Raw genomic sequence first — 19,490 nt, 5'->3', positions numbered from 1 at the left:
TTAGCTTGTTGTTTGCGCATGATCTTTTCGGAAAACCGCTACGCACCTTCCTAATCATGCGTTGGGACCAACCTGTGGTTGACTATGTTCTCGTTACGTTCTATATAGTGCACACCCTGGCGCGCGTGAGTTCGGCCATGTCGAGGCTTGGAATGTTCGTCGAGCTGATCGGATACGGGGTGGCGCGTATCGCCCTTCCATTCCTGTCGTTGGGGCGCGTTTATGTCGAGGTGTTCAGCACAACCCCGGAGCGATTGCGATGGCCTGGCTATCGCCGCGATGCGACAGGTCGGATCGAATTGCGACAAGCCGCTGCGGCATGGATCGGGTTTGGGATCTGCCTCTTGGTGCTGCTTGCGATCGTCACCATGTTTCACGGCATGTTATTCTGAGTACGGCTGGAAAGATTGGCAAATGGAATATTTGCTGTACTGGCTTTTCTTTGAGCTCATCGGATGTTCGATCGCGCGAGTTGTCATTCCGGCGCTGTCGTTCGGTCAAGTCTATGTCCATCCAATGAACGCATCTCCAGAGCGCTTCAACTGGCTTGGCTATCGCCGTGACGAGGGCGGTCGAGCCATGGTCGCACGAGACGTTGCTGGGTTCATCGAGTTCATAATCATGATCGTTGTGTTTCTTGCGATCGTCTTGAGCTCCCATCTGTTCTGACTCTGGCCGCAGATGTCTGTCGTTTTGACCCGGATGCCTTCGACAGGGCGCTGACGAGAGGCGCGGGCGGCTCTGGTGAATTTTTTTTGGCAGGCACAGCGATCGATGTGCCGCCGATAACTGAAAAACCAGCAGGCCAACGCTAACAACCGAATAGGCCATTCATGCCGAAAATGTCGATTTCCGAAGTGAAGGCGATGCTCGCCTCCGAGAAAGCCAACGCGCTCGCTGCGATGTCGGCGGCCCGGCTTGCTGAGGAGCGCGCCGATGCTATGGACTACTATCTCGGTGACATGCGCAAGGACATGCCGGCGCAGGACGGCCGCTCACGTGCGGTGTCGACCGATGTCGCCGACACCATCGAAGGCCTGATGCCGTCATTGATGGACATCTTCGCTGGATCGGACGAGGTCGTGCGCTTCGAGCCGGTCGGCCCGGAGGACGTCGCGGCCGCGCAGCAGGAGACGGACTACGTCAATCACGTCTTCATGCAGCAGAATGGCGGCTTCATGGTCCTCTATTCCTTCATCAAGGATGCGCTGCTGTCGAAGGCCGGCATCGTCAAGGTCTGGTGGGAGGAGCGGGAGGAGGAGAGCCGGGAGACCTACTACGATCTCACCGACGACCAGTTCGCGCTGCTCGTCCAGGACGTCGCGGAATCGAACGGCGCGATGAAGATCGTCGCGCACACGGTGCAAGAGGGGACTGATCAGCGAGATACGTTGCAGACGGCGTCTTAGGGTTTTAAGGCCGGCGGCGACCGCCAGGCCATCGGAAGGTTGTCAGCGAGTTGAAGCGGAATTCACAGGAGAGGATATGACGGTCATGAACGCGCGAGGCATTCTAGGGACGGTGGTGCCAGTCTTCGTCGCTCTGTTTTGTCTCTCGATAGAACCCTGCGCGGCTCAGGAAGAAATCAAGTTGACGAAGTCCTTTACCATGTTGCCTCTACACTAACGACGATGGTTCGGTCACGATTTTGAGGAATTGGCGCAATAACAATCCCGTATGAGGCTCCTTATTGGGAGCGATCGTCCGTCCTGAGATCTCGACATTGAAAGGGTCCTTTCGTGTGGTTGCTGGAATTCCTCACGTGGTTCTTCGTGGACCTGATTTGGTGGCGGCTCAGCTATGAGGTCGGACGCCGCGTGTTGGCTCTTGTTTCGTTCGGCAAGATACAAGCCGGACCATACGACTCTTTCGGATATAACTGGCTCGGCTGCAAACGCGATCTGACGGGGCGCTTGGAAATCGAGTCAACTCTCGTTTCCGGCGTTGGAATGACCACTTCTTTCTTTGCGCTCGCGGTGATTTTGTACTTCATCGCTTAGGCCGTGTACCCATAAACCCGGCGGCGTGATGCGACTAAAGCAATGTCTGCTTTGCCCCTATAGCGACCGACTTCGGGCGGCAGCGCGTTATGTCGTGATGGGCCAAGAGGAGACGTTTCCTCGGCGCTAGGCGGGGCGATCTACAGGCCGCCCCACCACGCTGATCATGAATTCATGTTATTTGGCCATCGCCGTCCTTGCGGCCTCGATTTTCGCCTTCACTGCATCGAGGTTGAAGCTCGCGCCCTTCTGCATTGGCGGAAACTCGATCGCGGTCATGGCCAGTTTCTCGACCTCCTGCTGGACGAACACGAAGCGCCAGAATTCATATTTGAACCAATCGAAGTATTGTTGCGCGCCGTATTTGGTCCCGCTATCGGGCCAGCCCGTTCGCTCGAACGGATCGAGGCGAAGGTTAATCAGGTAGGGCACGTCAACCTTGGTCTTTTCGCCTAGCCATCCCCCGGGCTGGTCGATGAAGCGATACTTGAAGTCGTCGATGCCAACGCCTGGCGCGACATGCGCGCTGCCGTCGCCCGCCGCGCCGGCGGCAAGGCGATGCCGGTCATCGCGCTGGTCGGCGCCGGCGAGACCACCGGGCGGAGCGTAACAGCGCTGAATTTCGCCCTCGCGGCCGCGCGCGACGGCGTGCGCGTGCTGATGATAGATGCCGATCATCTGGCACATTCGCTCTCGAACAAGGTTGGCCGCAACGGCAAGAGCGAGCCGAGCCGGCTCGGCTGGCTCTCGAACGGCAGCAAGGCCGCGCGCGAGATCAAGACGGTCAATGGCATCTCGGTTCTGCCCGCCGCCGAAGGCGATGCCGGCAAGGCGGCTGAGGCCATCCGCAAGGCGATTGCGCAGGCGCGCTCCGCCGGCGGCTATGATCTCGTGATTCTCGACGGCCCCGTGACGCCGCTCAGCGCCGGCAGCCGCAAGCTGCTCGACGACACTGATGCGCTGGTGGCGGTGCTGCCGACCAGTCTCGACATCAACGACGGCCTGGAAGAGATTTTGAGCACGCTCGGCCGCGCCGAGCGCAAGCTCGTCGGCGTCGTGCTCGACGAGCTCACCCCCGCAACCCAAGCGCGCCAGCGAGGCAGACAATATGCTTGAGCGCCGCGTCAACCTCGACGGAAGGGCAGCCACAGCCGACGTGCCGCGGATCACCGTCGGCGGCCTGCGCATGGCTGCGCTCGACCTGGAAGCGACCGCCGACTTCATGATCGAGGCCACCGATCCCGACAAGCGCATCGGCCGTCCGCTGTTCCTGACCTCGGCGAACGGCGAAGTGCTGGCGCGCTGCTCGACCGAGCCGCAGACCGAGCGCCTGTTCCGCGCCGCCGACATGATCAATGCCGACGGTCAGCCGCTGGTGGCGGCCTCGAGGCTGCAATCCTGGTTTCCGCTGCCCGAGCGCGTCGCGACCACGGACCTGTTCCATGTCGTCGCGCGCAAGGCGGAAGCTGTCGGCCGCACCTTCTACATGTTCGGCGCCAGCGAGGTCGAGAACCTCGCCGCCGTCGAGAACGTCCAGAAGATGTATCCGGACCTCAAGATCATCGGGCGCAGCCACGGCTATCTCAAAGGCGAAGCGCTGCGCGCGAAGGTCGACGAGATCAACGCGCTCGCGCCGGATTACCTGTGGGTCGCGCTGGGCGTGCCCAACGAGCAGGCATTCGTCGAGGAATTCACGCCGCATCTCACCAATGTTGGCGTTATCAAGACGTCCGGCGGTCTGTTCAACTTCCTGTCCGGCAGCCGGGCACGCGCTCCGCTCTGGATGCAGAAGATCGGGCTCGAATGGGCCTGGCGGACCTTGCTCGAGCCGCGCCGCCTGTTCTGGCGCTATTTGACCACCAACCCCCGCGCACTCTATCTTCTCTTCAGCCGCAACCGGCCGTTCAATCGCTGAGAGAAGAGTAGATTACGACATGACCGACCGACCGACCGTCCTCGTCACAGGAGGCGCGGGCTATATTGGCTCGCACGCCTGCCGCGCTCTGGCCGCCGCCGGCTATCAGCCCGTCGTTTACGACAATCTCACGACAGGTCATCGCAATTTTGTGGCCGGGCCGCTGGTGACGGGCGATCTGCTCGACGGCGCGGCGCTGGCACGCGCCTTTGCCGATCACAAGGTCACGGCGGTGATGCATTTCGCCGCCGCCAGCCTCGTCGGCGAGTCCATGACCGACCCGCAGAAATATTACATCAATAATGTCCAGGGCACGCTGTCGCTGCTGCAGGCGATGCGCAATGCGGGCTGTCATCGTATCGTGTTCTCCTCGACCGGCGCCGTGTACGGCAATGCCGATTCCAAGGAGCTGCCGGAAGACTTTCCCTGCGCGCCGATCAATCCCTATGGCGCATCGAAGTGGATGATCGAGCGCATGCTCGCCGATTATCGTTCGGCCTACGGCTTCGGTGCGTTCTGCCTGCGCTATTTCAACGCCAGCGGCGCCGATCCGGCCGGCGGCATCGGTGAGCTGCGCGACAACGAGACCCACCTCATTCCGCGCGCCATGATGGCGCTCCAGGGCCATGTCGAGTTTGCCGTGTTCGGCGACGACTACGACACGCCCGACGGCACCGCGATCCGCGACTACATCCATGTCACCGATCTCGCGGCGGCGCATGTCGCCGCGCTGAAGCTGCTGGAACAGGGACATGCCGGCGGCAGCTTCAATCTCGGCACCGGCTCCGGCTTCTCGGTGCGCGAGATCCTCGACGCCATCAAGAAGGAGGCCGGGCGCGAGGTGCCGCACACCGTCAAGCCGCGCCGCGCCGGCGATCCGACCTACCTGGTCGCCGACCCCTCCGCCGCGCGAAAAGTGCTGGACTTCGTGCCGCGCCACTCCGACCTCGCCACGGTGATCCGCACCGCCTGGGCCTGGCACCAGAAGGCGCATCCGCTCAAGGTCCGTTAAGCAACCGTAACATCCGTACCTTGCCTGCCGCACCTCCAGGCGGCTAGAATGCCTGTTCATGGCCGCCGTTGGCGCATCGCCGACGGCCGCACATTCAGGCACGGCCGACGATGATGTCGGCATGCATGGCTCGCCCAATGTGCGCGAGCCGATTTTTCCGAACGCCAGTGTCGCGATCAAATCCGTACGTCGGCCTGTCATCGGATGCAGATTCTGGGAGTATCGACCGCATGCATCAGGCTGCACGCCTGGAGTTCGAGCGCGTGATGGATGAGTTCGTCCGCTGGCACGTCGTGCCCGCGGACGAGCGCTCGCCCGCGCCCGCCTGGTGGTGGGGGCCTGCCATGGCCGTGGTCGACGACCAGGAGCCGATGAACGGAGCATGGTGCACAGCGCTCGGCTTGAACGAGGGCACGAGCTTCGCCGAGGGTGCGCGCACGATTCTCGCGCTGTTCGTCGAGCAGACCTCGCTGACGGGACCGCAGGATTTTCCGAGCAAGGCGGAAGCCGGCGAGCACGAGGTCCGTGAGCTGCACCCGCAGCCGCTAGATGACAGCGCGTTTCAGCCCTGACGCCGCGGCGTCGCCCGAGCCCAGCTCCGGCTGGAGCGGCGGCGCGACCGGCAGCACCGTCGGCCGCAGCAGCTCTGCCATCTGCCTGGCCGGCAGCGGCTTGGAGATCAGATAGCCCTGCATCTCGTCGCAGCCATGGGTGCGCAGGAATGTCTCCTGCTCGGCGTTCTCGACGCCTTCGGCCACGACTGTCATGCCGAGCGCCTTGCCCATGCTGATGATCGCCTGCGCGATCGCCTGGTCTTCCGAGTCCTGCGGCAGGTCGCGCACGAAGGAACGGTCGATCTTGATGGTGTCGATCGGGAAGTGCTTCATCAGCGACATCGACGAATAGCCGGTGCCGAAATCGTCGATGGCCAAGCGAATGCCGCGGCTCTGGATGGCATCGAGTACCTTCAGCGCGCGCCCGACATTGCGCATCATCATGCTCTCGGTGACCTCGAGCTGGAGCAGCACCGGCGACATGCCGCTCGCAGCCAGCGCCTCGTCGACGTCCTGCAACAGATGCTCGTCGGCGAACTGCCGCGGCGACAGGTTGACCGCCATCGACAGTGGCAGGAGGCCGCGGCGCTGCCAGGCCATCGCCTGCGCGCAGGCTTCGTTCAGCACCCAGCGGCCGATCGGCACGATCAGGCCGGTTTCCTCCGCAAGCGGAATGAACTGCGCCGGCGAGACGCTGCCGAGATCGGGATGGGTCCAGCGCAGCAAGGCTTCGACACCCGTGATCTGGCCGGTCTCCATGTCGACCTTGGGCTGGTAGTTCAGCGTGAACTGCTCGCGCTCGAGCGCCCGGCGCAGCGCGCTCTCCAGCGACAACCGCTCGATCGACTGCGTCTTCACTTCCTTGGAGAAGAAGCGATAGCCGTTCTTGCCGTCTTCCTTGGCGAGATACATCGCCATGTCCGCGTTCTTGGTCAGCGTCTGCGCGTCCGAGCCGTTGGCCGGATACATCGCGATGCCGATCGACGCCGTGGTGTGGCACTCGTGGCCGGCCAGCTCCATGGGCTCGGCCAGCGCGGTCAAGAGCCCGGTCGCGATACGCTGGACGTCGTCGATCTCGCCGCACTGGTCGAGGATCACCACGAACTCGTCGCCGCCGAGGCGCGCGACGACGTCGCTGGCCCGCAGCGCGCCGCGCAGCCGGTTCGCGACTTCAAGCAGCAGCAGGTCGCCGGCCTCGTGACCGAGCGAATCGTTGATGACCTTGAAGCGGTCGAGATCGATGAACAGCACCGCGAAACGGTGATCGTGGCGCTGCGCCTCGTCGATCGCCGCCCGCAACAACCCGTTGAAGGTCTCGCGGTTCGGCAAATCGGTCAGGCTGTCATGCGAGGCGAGATACTCGATCCGCTCGTCCGCCCGGTTCTTCTCGTCGGCGCGGTCGAAATTCTCCATCGCAAAGGAGACGTTGTCGGCGAGACGCTGCAACAGCTCGACGAATTCCGCCGTGAATGTGGCCGATTCGGTCGACATGTAGATCATGACGCCGACGGGCTCGTCGTGCGTGATCAGCGGGAACGCCGCGCCCGACCGTGCGCCATCGCCTTCCAATATCTGATGGAAGGCGCTGACGCGGCTGTCGTTGACGTAGTCGTTGCTGACGCAGGGCTGGCGGGTGCGGAACGCGGTGCCGCTCATGCCGCGGCCCTCCGGCCGATCGGCATCGATGGACAGACGAACGTTGCGCGTGGTCTCTGCGGACGGCCCTGCCGCCGCAACGATCGCGAGCTGATCGCTACTGGCGCTGGCCAGAGCGATCGTCGTCGAGGTGAACTTGCCGCCGGTAGAGGCGGCCTGACACACCAGCTCGAACAGCTCGCTGCGCGACTTGGCGCGCACGATGGCCTCGTTGGTGGCGCTCAGGGCCGCGAACATCCGCGTCAGGCGCTCCTTCTGCGCCTCGGTCCGCGCCCGCTCCTCCGCGCGGTCGAAATTGTCGAGCGCAAAGGAGACGTTCTCCGCAAGGCGCCCCAGCAGCTGGATCAGGTCAGGCGTGAACGTGCCTTCGTCCGGCGAAAGGAACAGGAGGACGCCGACGGCATCGGTGCCGTTTTTTAACAGGGGGAAGCAGCCGCCCGACTTCGTGCCCTGATCGCGGGCGATGCGGCGCCAATGGGTCGCGCGAACGTCGGTGAGGAGCTCGTTGGCGACGCAAGGCGCCCTGGTGCGGAACGCGGTGCCGGCGAGCCCCCGCCCTTCGACCTCGTCGGCGGACGTCGCAAAGCGCCATTTCTCGACGTGATGGCGGCATTCGCCCTTGGTGACGGCGATGTCGAGATGGCGACCGGTCGGATCGACCATGGCGATGGTGGCCGACGTGAAGGTGCCGCCGAGCACGGCGGCGTCGCAGACCGCTTTGAACAATTCGTCGCGGGTCTTGACCCGCATGATCGCTTCGTTGGTGGCGCTCAGCGCCTCCAGCATGCCGCGCAGCCGGTTGCGCTGCATCTCGGCCTTGGCCTTCTCGTCCGCGCGATCGAAATTCTCGAGCGCGAAGGCGACATTGGCCTGGAGCCGCTGCAACAGCTCGATGAATTCGGGCGTGAACGTGCCGCGTTCTGGCGAGTTGAAAAGGAAGACGCCTTCGACGCGGTCGCCGTTGAACAGCGGCAGCGCCGCGGAAGACCCGATGCCGTTGCGGCGCGCGTTGGCGGCCCAGGGTGCGATCCGGTCGTCGCACAGCACATCGTTGCTGATGCAGGGTTGCCGCGACCGGAAGGCGGTTCCGGTCAGCCCCCGTCCTTCAGGCACCTGTTCGGAGGTGGAGAACTTGAAGCTGCGGACGACGTCCGCGTTCGGCCCGTAGCACGCGGCGACTCGGAGCAGCTCGGCATCGTGATCGACCAGCGCGATGGCGGCCGAGGTGAACTTGGCGCCCTTTGCCGTCGCTTCGCAGACGAGATCGAACAGCTCGGCCCGCGAGTGCGCGCGGAGGATCGCCTCATTGGTCGCGCTGAGCGCCGCATACATGCGCGCCAGGCGCTCCTCTTCCGCGGCGATCCTGGCCTTCTCGGTCTCGCGGCCGAAATTCTCGATCGCGAACGAGACGTTCTCGGCCATGCGCAGCAGCAGCGCGACGATCTCCTCGTCCTTGGCCCAGGAACGGCTGATGAAGAACAGCAGCACGCCGACACTCTCGCCGTGCCTGATCAGCGGCGCGACGACGCAGGCCGCGACCCCGGTGTTGACATTAGCCTGCTCCCAGGGCGAGCCCTTGGTGCGACTGGCGAGATCGTCCTCGACGATGGCCTTCTGCGTGCGGAACACCTCGCCGGAGAGGCCTTTGCCATAGGGATTGTCCGGATCGATCGAATAGCGCGCCTGGGTGACCAGTTGGAGATTTTCTCCGGTGGAGGCGACCGGGATCATCCAGTGCGAATCCGGCTCGCGCAGCAACACGATCGTCGCCAGCGACTTGCCGCTGTGCACGGAAGCGTCGCACACCAGCTGATACAATTCCTGCTCGGTCTTGGCCCGCAGGATGGCTTCATTGGTCGCGCTGAGCGCGCCGAACATGCGATTGAGCCGCCGCGTCGATCGATCGCTGGTTTGCCGCGCGGTCTCGCGCGCGAAATTCTCCAGTGCATAGGAAATGTTGGCCGACATGCGCTCGAACAGCGACACCATCTGCTCGTTGAGCGAGTTGGCCTCGCTGCGGGTCACATAGAGCACGCCGACGCTCTTGCCGTTGCAGAGCAGCGGCAACGCGGCAGCTGCGCCGATATGGGCGCTGGCCGCGCCGGCGCGCCACGCCAGCGACCGCGGATCGTTCAGATAGTCGTTGCTGATGCACAGCTTCTGATCGCGAAACGCCTCGCCGCCGACGCCCGACCCCTCGGGCGTGCCGGCTTGCGTGGTGATCAGGAGCGAGCGCAGCCGCGGAATGTCGTCGCCGCAACCGGCGGCGAAACGCAGCCGCTGACCATCCACATCCACCAGGAACACAGCGACGGCCAAAAAGTCCCCGCTCGAAAACCCGGCGTCGCAGACCTTCTGGTACAGCTCGTCCGGCGATTTCGCGTAGAGGATCGCTTCATTGATGGCGCTCAACGCCGCAAAGGTGCGCGCGAGTGTCGTCGGCACGTTCTTAGCTCCCGGGCATTTCTGCCTATTTCTCCCGGTGCCTTTATGAAGGGCGATGGCCTAAGTGGTCGTTATTGCCTGCGGCAAACCATCGATCAAAGTGAACGAGCTGCGAACGCGCGGCGTTAAACTCGCGAAAATGCCGCCACGCGGGACGAATCTTCGACCAAAGGCGCGCTCTCTTTACGAATTTGCAGCCCTGTATTGGTTTACGGGAGATTGATATCGCTCCCGCGCTTTGAGACGATGGCTCCCAACAAGCAGCCCATTAAGGGCACGAAAGCCGAGGGAACGCCATGCCGATCGTCAGAGCCGATCGCCTCACGCGCATCAGCGCCGCGCTGCTCCGGGCCGCCGGCGCGTCCGAGGAAGAGGCCGACGCGGTCGCCACCGGCTGCGTCAACGCCAATCTCGCCGGCCATGATTCCCACGGCGTGATCGCGGTTCCCACCTATATCGACCGCATCAAGGCCGGCCACATCGTGCCCGGCGCACCATGGACCATCGTCCAGGAGTCGCCGACCACGACCGTGATCGACGGCCATTGGGGTTTTGGTTTCCACGTCAACGCCAAGGCGATGGCGCTCACGATCGAGAAGGCGAAGACGGCGAATGTCGCCGCCTGCACCGTGTTCCGGCAGAGCCACGTCGGCCGCCTCGCCGCCTATCCCTTGATGGCGATGCGCGAGGGCATGATCGGGATCGCCACGGCGGATTCCGGCCGCTCGCCGAAGCACGTGGCGCCGTTCGGCGGCAAGGAGGCGCGGCTCGGCACCAATCCAATCTCGATCGCGGTGCCGTCCGATCTCGCGGCGCCGTTCTATCTGGACATGGCGACCTCTGCGGTCGCGGCCGGCAAGATCCAGCTCGCGGTCGCGCGCGGTGAGGAAATTCCCACCGGTTGGATCATCGACGCGGAGGGGCGGCACACCACCGACCCGACGCAATACCGCAAGGGCGGCGCGCTGCTGCCGCTCGGCGGCACCGAGGGTTACAAGGGCAGTGGCCTTGCCGCCATGGTCGAGGTGCTGTGCGGCCTGCTCACCGGTCTCGGCTTCGGCGTCGAACCCACGGGACGGCACAATGACGGATGCTTCATGGCGGTGTTCAACGTCGCCGCGTTCCGCCCGCTGACGGAATTCAAGCGCGAGGTCGCAGAATTCGCGCACTACCTGAAATCGACGCCGCCCTCCGAGGGCAGCAAGGGCGTCTACTATCCCGGCGAGATCGAAGGCATCCGCGAGCAGCAGCGCCTGCGTGACGGCATCGAGGTCGAGGATGCGACCTGGGAGAAAATGCGCGCCTTGGCGCGCGAGTACCGGCTCGACACGGTGCTCGACCTCACCTGACGCAATTTGGAGAACAGTAGCATGAATCGGCAGATGGTCCTGGTCGGCTTCCTTCAGGCGCAGAACTGCACGAACTTGCCGAGTTCCTGGCGGCATCCGGACTCGCGCGACGATTCGATGTCGGCGGATTATTACCAGGAGATCGCGAGGATCCTCGAAGCCGGCAAATTCCACATGGCTTTCTTCGACGATCGCCTGGCGATGCCGGACCGCTACGGCAACGACCATGCTCACACCGTCGAATACGGCATCCGCTGCGTGAAGATGGACCCGCTGATCGTGCTGACCACGATGGGCATGGTCACCGACAAGCTCGGCCTTGGCGCGACCTGCTCGACCACTTACTACGAGCCGTTCGACGTCGCCCGCCGCTTCGCAACGCTCGACCTGATGTCGGGCGGGCGCGCGGGCTGGAACGTCGTGACCTCGCTCAATGACGGCGAAGCGCTCAACATGGGACGCGACTCCCATCCCGAACATGATTCCCGCTACGACAAGGCCGACGAATTCATGGAGGTCGTGCTCGGCCATTGGGACACCTGGGAGGACGGCGCGATCATCATGGACAAAAAGAGCGGCCGCTTTGCCGATCCGAGCAAGGTGAAGCGGCTCGATCACAACGGGCCGGCCTTCAAGTCGCGCGGCCCGTTCACGGTGCCGCGCTCGCAGCAAGGCCACCCCGTCATCATCCAGGCCGGCGCGTCCGGCCGTGGCCAGCGCTTTGCGGGGCGATGGGGCGAGGTGATCTTCACTGCCGCGCGCAACCTCGCGGCCGCCAAGGAAGGCTATGCGTCCGTGCGCAACGAGGCCGCCAAGGCCGGCCGCGATCCCGACCAGATGTTCCTGTGCAATCTGACGACGCCGGTCTGCGCCGCGACAAAGGCCGAGGCCGAGGACAAGATGGCGCTGATCAACAAGCTGCCGCTCCAGATCGACGCGCTGTCGCTGCTCGCCGAAGCGCTCAACTACGATTTCGCGTCCAAGGATCTCGACGAGCCGCTGACGACGGAGGACTTGAAGAGCATGCAGGGCATTCTCGGCATCCGCGACGGCGTGCTGAAGACTTCCGGCAAGAGCAATCCGAGCGCGCGCGACTTCGTCACCTTCTCCGGCCGCGGCCAGGTGCATGACGCCATGGTCGGCGGCCCCAAGGAGATCGCCGACAGACTGGAGGAGATGTTCGTCGAGCGCGGCTGCGACGGCTTTGTCATCGCTGCGACCTACGTGCCCGGCTCCTATGCCGACTTCGTGCAGCATATCGTGCCGGAATTGCAGCGGCGCGGCCTGTTCCAGAAGGAGTATCGCGGCAAGACGCTGCGGGAGAACCTCGGCTTGACGCGGCCTCCCGCCGGCGCCTGGAAGGTGCAGCCGCGCGATGCCGCGGAATAACGGCGAGGACTGGACATGCGCTGGCTGAAATTCACGGCGTCCGGCAAAATCTCCTGGGGAATCGTCGAAGGCGACCAGGTGATCGCGGTCGACGGCGACCCCTTTGGCGAATGGCAGCGCAGCTCGCGCGTACATCCGCTTGGCGAGGTCAAGATCGAGCTGCCGCTGATCCCGCGGACCTTCTATTGCGTCGGGCTGAATTACCTCAAGCACCTGAAGGAGGCCGCGGACAAACGCGGCGAGGTGCCGGCTGTGCCCGACCGGCCCGAGATCGGCTATCGCGCGCAGAACGCGTTGATCGCCCACAACGAGGACGTCGTGATCCCCTCCTTCGCGACCGAGAAGATCCACTATGAAGGCGAGCTCGTCGTCGTCATCGGCAAGAAGGTGAAGCACCTCACCGAACAGAATGCGATGGATTGCGTGTTCGGCTACACCATCGGCAACGACGTCAGCGAGCGCTCCTGGCAGAAGGCCGATCGCGGCCTGTGGCGCGCGAAGAACGCCGACACGTTCAAGCCGATGGGCCCATGGATCGAGACCGAGGCCGATATTGCCAAAATGGAAACGGTCGTCCGGGTCAACGGCCAGGAGACCAACCGCTTCCATACCAACGACATGATTTTTGGTGTGGTCCCATTCCTGGTCGAGCTGACGAAATATTTTACGCTGTGGCCCGGCGATGTGATCTGGATGGGCACGGATGGCGCGTCGCCCGATATCAAGCACGGCGATGTCGTCGAGATCGACATCACCGGCATCGGGACGCTGCGGAACAGGTTTGTGCGGGAGGGGCGCTAAAGCGCGATGAGATTAGGATGAATCGTCATCGCGCTTTAGGTTGTTGTTTGAGCATGATCTTTTCGGAAAACCGCTGCGCACTTTTCCGGATCATGCTTTAGATCAGGCCGTTGTCCCCGAGCGCCCCTTCACATGGTCGATGAAGGCTCGCAGCTTCGGCATGATCTGCCGGTGGCCGGGATAGTAGAGGAATACACCCGGCGTCATCGGCGAAAATCGCTCCAGCACATGGACGAGCTTTCCTGCCGTCACGGCGCCGGTGGCCAGCGGCGCGGGCACCTGCGCGAGACCCACGCCTTCAATGGCGGCTCCGAGCATCGTGGGAAAGTCGTTGGCGATGAAAGGTCCCGAAACGACGATCTCGATCGAACGACCGTTGTCGTCGAGCGACCATGATGCAAGCGCACCGTTCGATCGCCGCAATCGCAAACATGCGTGCTCGCGCAGATCGTCCGGGCGTTCGGGCCGGCCGCGACGGGCGAGGTAAGCCGGACTGCCGACGATGATGAGAGGCAAAGGCTTGGTCAGGCGCACCGCGACCATGTCGGGAGCGATGAACTGGCCCAACCTGATGCCGGCGTCGAAACCTTCGGCTGCGAGGTCGACCAGCTCCTCGCTTGCAGCAAGCTCCACCTCGATCTCGGGAAATGCCTGGCAGAACGAGGCGATCAGCGGCTCCAGCAGGATCGGCACGACTGAGCGCGGCACGGTGAGACGCAGGAGCCCGGCCGGTCGCTGTCCGAGCTCACGTGCCGCCCCGCTTGCCGCAATGAGCTCCTCGAAGGCAGGCCTTGCGCGCGCAAGGAATCTTTCGCCGGCTTCGGTCAGACCGACGCTGCGCGTCGTGCGGATGAAGAGCGCGGCGCCGATGCGCGCCTCGAGAGCGCGCACCGCCTGACTGATGGCCGACGGCGTGACCCCGAGCTCGGTGGCCGCGCGGCGGAAACTGCGGTGCTGGGCGACGCTCAGGAACGCCTCCACACCGTCGAGCGCGCCCTGCCTGACTGTGAAGTTTTGCTTCATAGCCCATCAACATTATCGCGAATAGTGCCGCGCGAAAAGCGGTCTTACATCCGGAATGCTGATGAGCCGTACCGCCGCGTGCGCCGACATCGGCGACATCACGGCGACCGCCGTGACCGGAGACATGAAGCCGATGAAGACAATCCGCAACGTCGTATTGGCACTCACCCTCACACTGACAGGCGCTACTCTCATGGTCGATTCATCCCAAGCCCAAGCACAAGCCACCTCGCCGACAACCGCGGTTTTGGTCATTCTGACCGTCAAGGCGGGCATCACGCGCGAACAGGTGATGGCCGTCATGCCCGACGAAGTCAGGCAGACCGTTCAGCTCTATCTCAACGGGATGGTTCGAGAATGGTATTCGCGGTCCGACGGGCGCGGCGCCGTGTTCCTGCTGAACGTCAAGGACGTTGCCGAGGGACACGCGATCATGGACGGCCTGCCCCTCGCCAAGCAGGAGCTCGTGGACCACGAATACATCGCGGTCGGCCCGCTGATGCCGCTCCGTCTGCTCATGACAAAGCCCTGAGCCTCCGCGGAGGTCGAGCCGTTTCGATTTCATCCGACCGGACAGACAATCGCAAGGAATCCCAAAGTGCCTCCGAGCTTCAACCTTCCATTCGTGCTCAGTGTCGCCGGCGCCTTCCTGACAAGCGCGGTGGTGGCCGCCATCTACGTCTGGCCGGCACTCCGCGCCATGCCGCGCTATGACGCCTTGAGGCTTCTCGCAGCCTTCAACGCGTTCAGGTTCCTGGGCATGAACTTCATGGTCGCCGGGTTCGTCTCTTCGGAGTTGAGCCCGGATTTCGCCGGCCAGGTCGGCTGGGGCGATCTCATCGCCGCCACCCTCGCGCTCGTTTCGATGGCGGCACTCACCTGGCGATGGTCGATCGCCGTTCCGTTGGTCTGGATATTCAACGTCTGGGGCACGCTGGATCTTCTGAACGCCTACTACATGGGCGTGACGAAAATCCAGAATCCCGGCCTCTTCGGCGCCGGCATTTACATTCCGGCCGTTTACGTGCCGCTGCTGCTCGTCAGCCACGTTCTCGTCTTCATGATTCTGCTCAGGGGCGGGGCTGAAGCAAAAGCACCGTGACACGATCAACGGTGCCGTAGGGTGGGCAAAGGCGCTCTCGCGCCGTGCCCACCATCTTTCTGTCGCCGTGAACGAATGGCGGGCACGCTTCGCTTTGCCCACCCTACGGCACCGTGCCAGCCTCATCAGAACGGCAGCGCCACGCCGGTCTTGATCTCCTTCAGCACCACGTTGCTGCGGACGTAGCGGATGCCGGGGATGCGGAACATGAACTCGTCGAGGAAGCGGTTGTAGGCCGCCATGTCCTGCACGACGACGCGCAAATGGTAGTCGGCGTCGCCCGTGGTCGCAAAGCACTCCAGCACCTCGCGGCGCTTCGTGACCCGGGCGACAAATTCGTCGACGAACTTGGCATCGTGCCGCTCCAGCGAAACGTGGAGGATAGCGGACATCGCAAAGCCCGCCTGCTCGCGCGCGACCAGCGCCGCATAGCCGCGAATGACACCGCTCTCTTCCAGCGCACGCACCCGGCGCCAGCAGGCGGAGGTGGACATGCCGACCTCATCGGCCAACTGCTGGTTGGTGGCGCGGCCGTCCTTCTGAAGATGGGCGAGTATTCGCGTGTCCTGTTCTTCGATCATGAAAGCCTCTCAGATCGGGAACTTCTACCAAATTTGATAGCATAGCGCAAAATTCTACCGAATTTGTGATCTACGCGGGAAAAATAGGTAAGACCTACCAGCCGCCCAGGCCTAACCTTCGCTGATCGCCGCGCGAGGTCCGCCATGGACGCCATTCCGTCACTCGACAGTTACGAGCTCTCCGACCGCTACGACCGCGACGAGGGCCGCGTCTTCCTCACGGGCACGCAGGCCATCGTCCGCATTGCGCTCGACCAGATCAGGCGCGACCGTGCCGCGGGGCTCAACACCGCGGGCTTCATCTCCGGCTATCGCGGCTCGCCGCTCGGCGGCATGGATCTCGAGCTGTGGCGCATCCAGGAGCGATTGAAGCACGATGCGATCGAATTTCTCCCCGCAGTGAACGAGGACCTCGCCGCAACCGCCGTGCTCGGCTCGCAGCAGGTCGAGACGCAAGGAGACCGCGAGGTCGATGGCGTGTTCGGGCTCTGGTACGGCAAGGGCCCGGGCGTCGATCGCTCCGGCGATGCGCTCAAGCACGGCAATGCCTACGGCTCCTCGCCGCATGGCGGCGTGCTGGTGGTCGCCGGCGACGACCATGGCTGCGTCTCCTCGTCGATGCCGCACCAGTCCGACGTCGCCTTCATGAGCTGGTTCATGCCGACGCTGCACCCGGCCAGCGTCAGCGAATATCTCGAGTTCGGCGAATATGGCTACGCGCTGAGCCGCTTCTCCGGCATGTGGGTCGGCTTCAAGGCGATCTCGGAGATCGTGGAATCAGGCGCCTCCGTCGCGTTGCGCCCGCCCCGCGCCTTCCGCACGCCGGACTTCACGCCGCCGCCAGGCGGGCTGCACTATCGCTGGCCCGATCTGCCGGGGCCGCAGATCGAGGAGCGGCTGGAGGCGAAGAAGCACGCGGTCTACGCCTTCGCGAAGGCCAACCCGATCGATCGCCATATCTACGACATCCCCAATGCCAGCTACGGCATCGTCACTACAGGCAAGGCGCATCTCGATCTGATGGAGGCACTGCGCCTGATGGGGCTCGATGAGGCGGCCTGCCGCAGCATCGGCATCGACATCTACAAGGTCGGCATGGTCTGGCCGCTGGCGCTGCACGACGCGATGGAGTTCGTGAAGGGCAAGCGCGAAATCCTCGTGGTCGAGGAGAAACGCGGCATCATAGAGAGCCAGTTCAAGGAATATTTCTACGACTATCCCGGCACCAAGCCCGAGCGCATGGTCGGCAAGCACGACGAGCGCGGCGGGCGGCTGATCTCCTGGATCGGCGAATTGTCGCCGCGCGCGCTGGCCGGCGTGCTCGCGCGCCGGCTCGATCCGATGTTTCCCGGCCTCAACCTTGCGGCACGTGCGGCCGCCTTGATGCCGGAGGCCGCACGCACGATCACCGTCGCCGGTGCAACGCGCACGCCGTATTTCTGCTCGGGATGTCCGCACAACATTTCAACCAAGGTCCCCGAAGGCTCGAAGGCGCTGGCCGGCATCGGCTGCCATTTCATGGCGAGCTGGATGGACCGCGAGACCTCGTCGCTGATCCAGATGGGCGGCGAGGGCGTGAACTGGGCGGCATCGTCGCGATTCACCGGCAACAAGCACGTCTTCCAGAATCTCGGCGAAGGCACCTATTATCACTCCGGCTCGATGGCGATCCGCCAGGCGATCGCCGCCAAAGCCAACATCACCTACAAGATCCTGTTCAATGATGCCGTCGCAATGACCGGCGGCCAGCCGGTCGACGGCCCCATCAGCGTGCATGCCATCGCACACAGCGTCCGCGCCGAGGGCGTCGCGCGCATTGCGCTGGTCTCGGACGATCCCGCGCAGTTTGCTCCGGCGGACCTGCCGATCGGCGTCACCATCCATCCGCGCGAGGAGATGGATGCGGTCCAGCGCGAGCTGCGGGATGTCCCGGGCGTCTCGGTCCTGATCTACCAGCAGACCTGCGCCACCGAGAAGCGGCGACGCCGCAAGCGGGGGCAGCTCGCCGACCCCAAGCGCTTTGCCTATATCAACGACCTCGTCTGCGAAGGCTGCGGCGATTGCTCGGTCGAGTCCAACTGTCTCAGCGTCGAGCCGAAGGAGACGCCATTCGGCCGCAAGCGCCGGATCAACCTGTCGGCCTGCAACAAGGATTTCTCCTGCCTCAACGGCTTCTGCCCGAGCTTCGTCACCGTCGAAGGCGCGACGCGACGCAAGAAGAGTGCAAGCGAGATCGATGCGGTGGGCCGGGCCGCCACGCTTCCCCTGCCCGTCACCACAACGCTCGATCGACCCTACGATCTGCTCGTGACCGGTGTCGGCGGCACCGGCGTGATCACGGTCGGCGCGCTGATCGGCATGGCCGCGCATCTGGAACGACGCGGCGTCTCGGTGCTCGACTTCACCGGCTTTGCGCAAAAATTCGGCCCCGTGCTGAGCTATCTCCGGCTTGCCGCGTCCCCGGACGCGCTGCACCAGGTCCGCATCGACCAGGGCGCGGCCGATGCACTGATCGGCTGCGACCTCGTCGTCAGCTCCTCGCCCAAGGCATCCGGCACCTATCGCCGCGGCACCCGCGCGGTGGTCAACACGGCGGAGATGCCGACCGGCGACGTCGTGCGTTTCCGCGATGCTGATCTCGCCTCCCCCGCCCGCCTGCGCGCGATCGGCCATGTCATCGGTGAGAGCAATCTCGACACCATCAATGCCAATGCGCTGGCCGAACGGCTGCTCGGCGACGCCGTCTACGCCAACATCATCATGCTCGGCTTTGCCTGGCAGCATGGGCTGGTGCCGGTCTCGCTATCCGCACTGCTGCGCGCGATCGAGCTCAACGGCATCGCGGTCGAGCGCAACAGGCAGGCCTTTGCCTGGGGCCGCATTGCGGCTGCCGATCCGGACTTCTTGCCGGAGGCGAGCGCGACGCCGCAAGCCGAGACGCTGGACCAGATCATCGCCCGGCGCGCCGAATTCCTCACCGCCTATCAGGACGAATCTTATGCGACGCACTATCGGACAATCGTCGCAAAGGTCCGCAACGCCGAAACGGCCCTGAACAGCACGGCGCTGACCGAGGCGGTTGCCCGCGCCCTGTTCAAGCTGATGGCCTACAAGGATGAGTACGAGGTCGCGCGCCTGCATATGCAGAGCGGCTTCCGCGACGAGCTGAAGCGCGAGTTCGAGGACGGATTCAGCGTCCAGTATCACCTCGCCCCGCCGTTCCTGTCCTCCAAGCGCGATGCCCGCGGCCGTCCGCGCAAGCGCGCCTTCGGCCAGTGGATCCAGAGGCCGCTCGCCGTGTTGGCGCGATTGAAGGGATTACGCGGAACGCCGTTCGACCCGTTCGGCTACACGCATGAGCGGCGCACTGAACGGGAGCTGATCAGCTGGTATGAAGGGCTGATCGAGCGCATGCTCGGCAATCTCGACGCAGCGCGACTGTCCGACCTCGTTGTCATCGCAAAAGCGCCGATGGAAATCCGTGGCTACGGACCCGTGAAGGACGCCGCGATCGCCAAGGTGAAGCCCGAGGTCGAGCGGCTCGTTGCGAATTTGACGACATCGGTAACGCAAAAGATGCACGCCCACGATTGACGCGACACCAGTGAGGCCTCAGCCTCCAGACTTTAAGGGGCGCCTGTTGGCGCCTCCGCAATCAGGTGA

At 64.0% G+C, this 19,490-nt stretch carries 16 protein-coding genes and 2 pseudogenes; 14 read left to right on the top strand and 4 right to left on the bottom strand.

Annotated features, from left to right (window positions below; genetic code table 11):
- Positions 1-152 precede the first annotated feature (152 nt).
- From FOM02_RS16060 to FOM02_RS16045, 4 genes are all read left to right on the top strand, one after another.
- Positions 153-392, top strand: a complete 240-nt coding sequence (locus FOM02_RS16060; protein ID WP_265441865.1) for a hypothetical protein — start codon at positions 153-155, stop codon at positions 390-392.
- 22 nt (positions 393-414) lie between these two features.
- The gene (locus tag FOM02_RS16055; RefSeq protein WP_265441864.1) at positions 415-669 is read left to right on the top strand and encodes a hypothetical protein; all 255 of its coding nucleotides are present in this window, start codon (positions 415-417) and stop codon (positions 667-669) included.
- A 164-nt stretch (positions 670-833) separates the two neighbouring features.
- Positions 834-1,409: a hypothetical protein gene (locus FOM02_RS16050; RefSeq protein WP_265441863.1), complete on the top strand. Its 576-nt coding sequence runs from the start codon at positions 834-836 to the stop codon at positions 1,407-1,409.
- A gap of 330 nt (positions 1,410-1,739) precedes the next feature.
- Positions 1,740-2,000, top strand: coding sequence for a hypothetical protein (locus tag FOM02_RS16045; RefSeq protein WP_265441862.1), 261 nt, complete (start codon positions 1,740-1,742; stop codon positions 1,998-2,000).
- Positions 2,001-2,177: 177 nt separating this feature from the next.
- Here FOM02_RS16045 and FOM02_RS16040 read toward each other — a convergent pair.
- Positions 2,178-2,507 (bottom strand): annotated as a pseudogene (locus tag FOM02_RS16040) (arylsulfatase); the annotation flags it as partial.
- Here FOM02_RS16040 and FOM02_RS16035 point away from each other — a divergent pair.
- The 4 genes and pseudogenes from FOM02_RS16035 to FOM02_RS16020 all read left to right on the top strand — a co-directional run.
- A pseudogene (locus FOM02_RS16035) lies at positions 2,505-3,116 on the top strand (hypothetical protein); the annotation flags it as partial. The pseudogenes FOM02_RS16040 and FOM02_RS16035 overlap by 3 nt on opposite strands.
- A complete protein-coding gene (locus FOM02_RS16030; RefSeq protein WP_027563152.1) occupies positions 3,109-3,915 on the top strand; it encodes a WecB/TagA/CpsF family glycosyltransferase in 807 nt (268 codons plus the stop codon). The pseudogene FOM02_RS16035 and the gene FOM02_RS16030, both read left to right, overlap by 8 nt.
- Before the next feature lie 19 nt (positions 3,916-3,934).
- Entirely contained in the window at positions 3,935-4,927 is a 993-nt protein-coding gene (galE, locus tag FOM02_RS16025; RefSeq protein WP_027563153.1) for a UDP-glucose 4-epimerase GalE, read from the top strand.
- A 230-nt stretch (positions 4,928-5,157) separates the two neighbouring features.
- On the top strand, positions 5,158-5,499 hold the full coding sequence (locus FOM02_RS16020; RefSeq protein ID WP_027563154.1) for a hypothetical protein: 342 nt from the start codon (positions 5,158-5,160) through the stop codon (positions 5,497-5,499).
- Here FOM02_RS16020 and FOM02_RS16015 read toward each other — a convergent pair.
- Positions 5,473-9,582 (bottom strand): GAF domain-containing protein, encoded by a 4,110-nt coding sequence (locus FOM02_RS16015; protein ID WP_027563155.1) that lies wholly within the window; start codon positions 9,580-9,582, stop codon positions 5,473-5,475. The two genes, FOM02_RS16020 and FOM02_RS16015, sit on opposite strands and share 27 nt — an antisense overlap.
- 296 nt (positions 9,583-9,878) lie before the next feature.
- On the opposite strand from FOM02_RS16015, the gene FOM02_RS16010 reads away from it, so the two are divergent.
- From FOM02_RS16010 to FOM02_RS16000, 3 genes are read left to right on the top strand one after another with little or no spacing between them, the layout of a single operon-like run.
- The gene (locus FOM02_RS16010; RefSeq protein WP_027563156.1) at positions 9,879-10,931 is read left to right on the top strand and encodes an Ldh family oxidoreductase; all 1,053 of its coding nucleotides are present in this window, start codon (positions 9,879-9,881) and stop codon (positions 10,929-10,931) included.
- 21 nt (positions 10,932-10,952) lie between these two features.
- Positions 10,953-12,320, top strand: coding sequence for an LLM class flavin-dependent oxidoreductase (locus tag FOM02_RS16005; protein ID WP_027563157.1), 1,368 nt, complete (start codon positions 10,953-10,955; stop codon positions 12,318-12,320).
- A gap of 15 nt (positions 12,321-12,335) precedes the next feature.
- Entirely contained in the window at positions 12,336-13,121 is a 786-nt protein-coding gene (locus FOM02_RS16000; protein ID WP_027563158.1) for a fumarylacetoacetate hydrolase family protein, read from the top strand.
- A 102-nt stretch (positions 13,122-13,223) separates the two neighbouring features.
- Here FOM02_RS16000 and FOM02_RS15995 read toward each other — a convergent pair whose 3' ends face one another.
- The gene (locus FOM02_RS15995; protein ID WP_027563159.1) at positions 13,224-14,144 is read right to left on the bottom strand and encodes a LysR family transcriptional regulator; all 921 of its coding nucleotides are present in this window, start codon (positions 14,142-14,144) and stop codon (positions 13,224-13,226) included.
- A gap of 61 nt (positions 14,145-14,205) precedes the next feature.
- Here FOM02_RS15995 and FOM02_RS15990 point away from each other — a divergent pair, with 61 nt between their 5' ends.
- Together FOM02_RS15990 and FOM02_RS15985 are read left to right on the top strand one after the other, a co-directional pair.
- Positions 14,206-14,676: a hypothetical protein gene (locus FOM02_RS15990; RefSeq protein WP_108914623.1), complete on the top strand. Its 471-nt coding sequence runs from the start codon at positions 14,206-14,208 to the stop codon at positions 14,674-14,676.
- 132 nt (positions 14,677-14,808) lie between these two features.
- Complete coding sequence (locus tag FOM02_RS15985) at positions 14,809-15,246, top strand: hypothetical protein (RefSeq protein ID WP_231164148.1); 438 nt, start codon at positions 14,809-14,811, stop codon at positions 15,244-15,246.
- Between the two features lie 125 nt (positions 15,247-15,371).
- Here the strand turns inward: FOM02_RS15985 and FOM02_RS15980 are convergent, their stop codons facing one another.
- Positions 15,372-15,827: an Lrp/AsnC family transcriptional regulator gene (locus tag FOM02_RS15980; protein ID WP_027563162.1), complete on the bottom strand. Its 456-nt coding sequence runs from the start codon at positions 15,825-15,827 to the stop codon at positions 15,372-15,374.
- Between the two features lie 144 nt (positions 15,828-15,971).
- On the opposite strand from FOM02_RS15980, the gene FOM02_RS15975 reads away from it, so the two are divergent.
- Positions 15,972-19,421: an indolepyruvate ferredoxin oxidoreductase family protein gene (locus tag FOM02_RS15975; RefSeq protein WP_028146506.1), complete on the top strand. Its 3,450-nt coding sequence runs from the start codon at positions 15,972-15,974 to the stop codon at positions 19,419-19,421.
- Positions 19,422-19,490: the final 69 nt, after the last annotated feature.

Origin of the sequence: Bradyrhizobium sp. SEMIA (assembly GCF_014844175.1) — a bacterium.
GTDB classification, from domain to species: Bacteria; Pseudomonadota; Alphaproteobacteria; order Rhizobiales; family Xanthobacteraceae; genus Bradyrhizobium; species Bradyrhizobium arachidis.
This window is presented reverse-complemented; position numbering and strand designations above follow the sequence as displayed.

Bases quoted from the DNA above. Each gene is read 5' to 3' on its own strand.
- FOM02_RS16020 (WP_027563154.1), top strand. From the start codon at position 5,158: ATGCATCAGGCTGCACGCCTGGAGTTCGAGCGCGTGATGGATGAGTTC.
- FOM02_RS16005 (WP_027563157.1), top strand. From the start codon at position 10,953: ATGAATCGGCAGATGGTCCTGGTCGGCTTCCTTCAGGCGCAGAACTGC.
- FOM02_RS16030 (WP_027563152.1), top strand. From the start codon at position 3,109: ATGCTTGAGCGCCGCGTCAACCTCGACGGAAGGGCAGCCACAGCCGAC.
- FOM02_RS16055 (WP_265441864.1), top strand. From the start codon at position 415: ATGGAATATTTGCTGTACTGGCTTTTCTTTGAGCTCATCGGATGTTCG.
- FOM02_RS15990 (WP_108914623.1), top strand. From the start codon at position 14,206: ATGAGCCGTACCGCCGCGTGCGCCGACATCGGCGACATCACGGCGACC.
- FOM02_RS16010 (WP_027563156.1), top strand. From the start codon at position 9,879: ATGCCGATCGTCAGAGCCGATCGCCTCACGCGCATCAGCGCCGCGCTG.
- FOM02_RS15995 (WP_027563159.1), bottom strand. From the start codon at position 14,144: ATGAAGCAAAACTTCACAGTCAGGCAGGGCGCGCTCGACGGTGTGGAG.
- FOM02_RS15980 (WP_027563162.1), bottom strand. From the start codon at position 15,827: ATGATCGAAGAACAGGACACGCGAATACTCGCCCATCTTCAGAAGGAC.
- galE (WP_027563153.1), top strand. From the start codon at position 3,935: ATGACCGACCGACCGACCGTCCTCGTCACAGGAGGCGCGGGCTATATT.
- FOM02_RS16050 (WP_265441863.1), top strand. From the start codon at position 834: ATGCCGAAAATGTCGATTTCCGAAGTGAAGGCGATGCTCGCCTCCGAG.
- FOM02_RS16060 (WP_265441865.1), top strand. From the start codon at position 153: ATGTTCGTCGAGCTGATCGGATACGGGGTGGCGCGTATCGCCCTTCCA.
- FOM02_RS16000 (WP_027563158.1), top strand. From the start codon at position 12,336: ATGCGCTGGCTGAAATTCACGGCGTCCGGCAAAATCTCCTGGGGAATC.
- FOM02_RS15975 (WP_028146506.1), top strand. From the start codon at position 15,972: ATGGACGCCATTCCGTCACTCGACAGTTACGAGCTCTCCGACCGCTAC.